This window comes from Microbacterium sp. 69-10 (genome assembly GCF_001897945.1).
GTDB lineage: Bacteria > Actinomycetota > Actinomycetes > Actinomycetales > Microbacteriaceae > Microbacterium.
The window spans coordinates 21,832-24,068 of record NZ_MKRT01000004.1; the positions used below are offsets into that span (position 1 = coordinate 21,832).

4 protein-coding genes (1 of these 4 running past the window's edge) are annotated in these 2,237 nt (G+C 71.4%); 1 reads left to right on the forward strand and 3 read right to left on the reverse strand.

The window, feature by feature from the left end:
- The 3 genes from BGN97_RS01310 to BGN97_RS01320 form a co-directional block, all read right to left on the reverse strand.
- Nucleotides 1-25: the 5' end (the start) of an aminoglycoside 3'-phosphotransferase gene (locus BGN97_RS01310; RefSeq protein WP_363331384.1), read on the reverse strand. It extends 647 nt beyond the left edge of the window; 25 of the gene's 672 nt are visible here — the first part of the coding sequence; it begins with the start codon at nt 23-25; the stop codon falls past the left edge of the window.
- An 88-nt stretch (nt 26-113) separates the two neighbouring features.
- Nucleotides 114-1,217, reverse strand: a complete 1,104-nt coding sequence (locus BGN97_RS01315; RefSeq protein ID WP_292697379.1) for a hypothetical protein — start codon at nt 1,215-1,217, stop codon at nt 114-116.
- 16 nt (nt 1,218-1,233) lie between these two features.
- The gene (locus BGN97_RS01320; protein ID WP_292697381.1) at nt 1,234-1,596 is read right to left on the reverse strand and encodes a DUF488 family protein; all 363 of its coding nucleotides are present in this window, start codon (nt 1,594-1,596) and stop codon (nt 1,234-1,236) included.
- Nucleotides 1,597-1,694: 98 nt separating this feature from the next.
- Here BGN97_RS01320 and BGN97_RS01325 point away from each other — a divergent pair.
- On the forward strand, nt 1,695-2,237 hold a 543-nt coding region (locus tag BGN97_RS01325; RefSeq protein ID WP_292697383.1), incomplete at its 3' end, for an SDR family NAD(P)-dependent oxidoreductase.

A 2,237-nucleotide genomic window follows, 5' to 3' on the forward strand; every position in this document is an offset into this window, starting at 1 on the left:
CACACCGGTTCGAGCCCGGCGCCACCGGCCAGATCGCGCACGCGGTCGGGGACGTCGACGGGCGCTGCGGGAATGGACATGCATCCATCCTCACCCGTCAGCGCCCCGGGCGCTCAGCTGCCCAGCCAGCCGGCGATGCCCTCGGAGTCCTCGCTGATGACCGAGATCAGCCAGACGACGAGTCCGACGAGCCCGAAGACGAACGCGAACCAGGGGAAGCGATTGCGCAGCCGGCGCCCCTGACGGGCGACGCCGAGCGGGCGTGCGCCGGGGAACGATCCGACCGCATTCTCCGGCATGAGCCTGTCATCGCGCCACTGCGCCCACTGGCGCGCCATGTCGCGGATCGAGTCGACCGTGTCGAGCAGCCTCCGCCAGCTGTCGCCGTCGGTCGTGATGATGCCCTGCGGGGCGTAGAGCCGCACGGTCGACCCCATCAGCTCCACGTCCAGCGCACGGGCATGCGTCAGCAGCGACTGCATGATGTCGGGAGGCAGCAGGTACAGGGCATCCGCCTCGTAGCCGGTCGGGCAGTACATCCGGAACGAGCGGTCGAAGTCGCCCTCGAGCTTGAGGCGCTGATCGCGCACCGGATCCAGCACCAGGTTGCTGCGCCCGAACGGACCGTCGTTGGCGCGGCTGTCGAGCACGATGTGCGGCAGCTCGGCCGGGACCGAGAAGGTCACGTACTCCGTGGTCTTGACCGTTCGGCTGCGCCCGGTGCCCGTCACCGACTTGTAGCGGCCGAACTCGGCGCCCTGATCGGCGGTGCGCAGCACGTCGAAGAGGTTCTCGTCGCCGCCGGCCTCGAACGCCGCTCCCACCGCGCCGCCGGACGGCGCCCAGAGGCGGTAGGTCCAGCCGTTCGCCGCCGCGAAGCCGCGCAGGCGCACCCGCCGCCGGTCCTCGGCCAGCCAGCGTGCGGCGATCCACACCGGCACGGCGAGCATGCCGAGCGGGATCAGGATTCCGATCACCGCGAACGCGATGTCGGCGGCATCAGGCCGGCCGGACAGCATCCGCACCGACATCGGGGCGAAGAGCGTCAGCGTCAGCCCGAACATCGCCACGATCAGCAGCAGGATGGCCGCGCGAGGCCGGCGCGCGCTCGCCGGACCGGCGGCGTCCGCCTCGCGCGCGATCGCCCGCGCCTCGGCGAGGGGCACGGATGCTGTCAGCGCAGCGGTATCGAGCTCTGTGGCGGCACGCAGGGGCACGTCGCCAGCGTAGCGGTCAGTTCAGCAGCGGCCTCAGGACGCCCTCGAGCACGACGGCGTGGTTGTGCTCGGTGTTCGCCACCGCGTACACGAGCGTGACGACGGGCCGGCCGCGGAGTTCGCCGACCAGGGCCTGCAGCGCCGGCGCGCTCTCGCCTGCCAGCTGTGCACGGTAGCGCTCGGCGTTGACCTCGAAATCGGCGTCCGGAGCGGCATGCCAGTCGTGCCGCAGCGCGGTGCTGGGGGCGACATCCTTGGCCCACAGATCTATCGCGGCGCGCTCCTTCGAGACGCCCCGCGGCCACAGCCGGTCGACGAGCACCCGGAACCCGTCCTCGGCGGAGGCGCTGTCGTAGGCTCGTTTCCGACGGAGTTCCATGTGCTCAGCATCCCCCTCCGGCGGTGATCCCGCCAGTGGGGAGACTCGGAACCACGTATGCTGAGACTCAGTCGCATCCGCCGTTCGAAGGAGAACTCATGCAGATCACGGGACAGGGCGCGCTCATCACGGGCGGAGCCAGCGGACTCGGGCTCGCGACCGCACGACGGCTCGCCGCAGCCGGTGCGCAGGTCACGATCATCGACCTGCCGAACTCGGCCGGTGCCGAGATCGCGGCGGAGCTCGGCGGCACGTTCGCCCCTGCCGACGTCACCAGCGCCGAGCAGGTGGCCGCGGCCGTGGCATCCGCTCAGGCGACCGCACCGCTCCGCGTCGTCGTCAACTGCGCGGGCATCGCCCCGCCCGCCAAGGTGCTCGACCGCGACGGCAACCCGGCTGATCTGGACGCCTTCGAGCGCATCATCCGCATCAACCTCGTCGGCACGTTCAACGTCATCTCCCAGGCATCCGCCGTCATCGCCCAGAACGAGCCGACCGACGACGGCGACCGCGGCGTGATCGTCAGCACCGCCAGCGTCGCGGCCTTCGACGGGCAGATCGGCCAGCCCGCCTACTCCGCGTCCAAGGGCGGCGTGCACGCCATGACCCTGCCGATCGCGCGCGAGCTCGCCCGCTACGGC

Coding starts and splice junctions, on each gene's coding strand:
- BGN97_RS01320 (WP_292697381.1), bottom strand. CDS start 1,596: ATGGAACTCCGTCGGAAACGAGCCTACGACAGCGCCTCCGCCGAGGAC.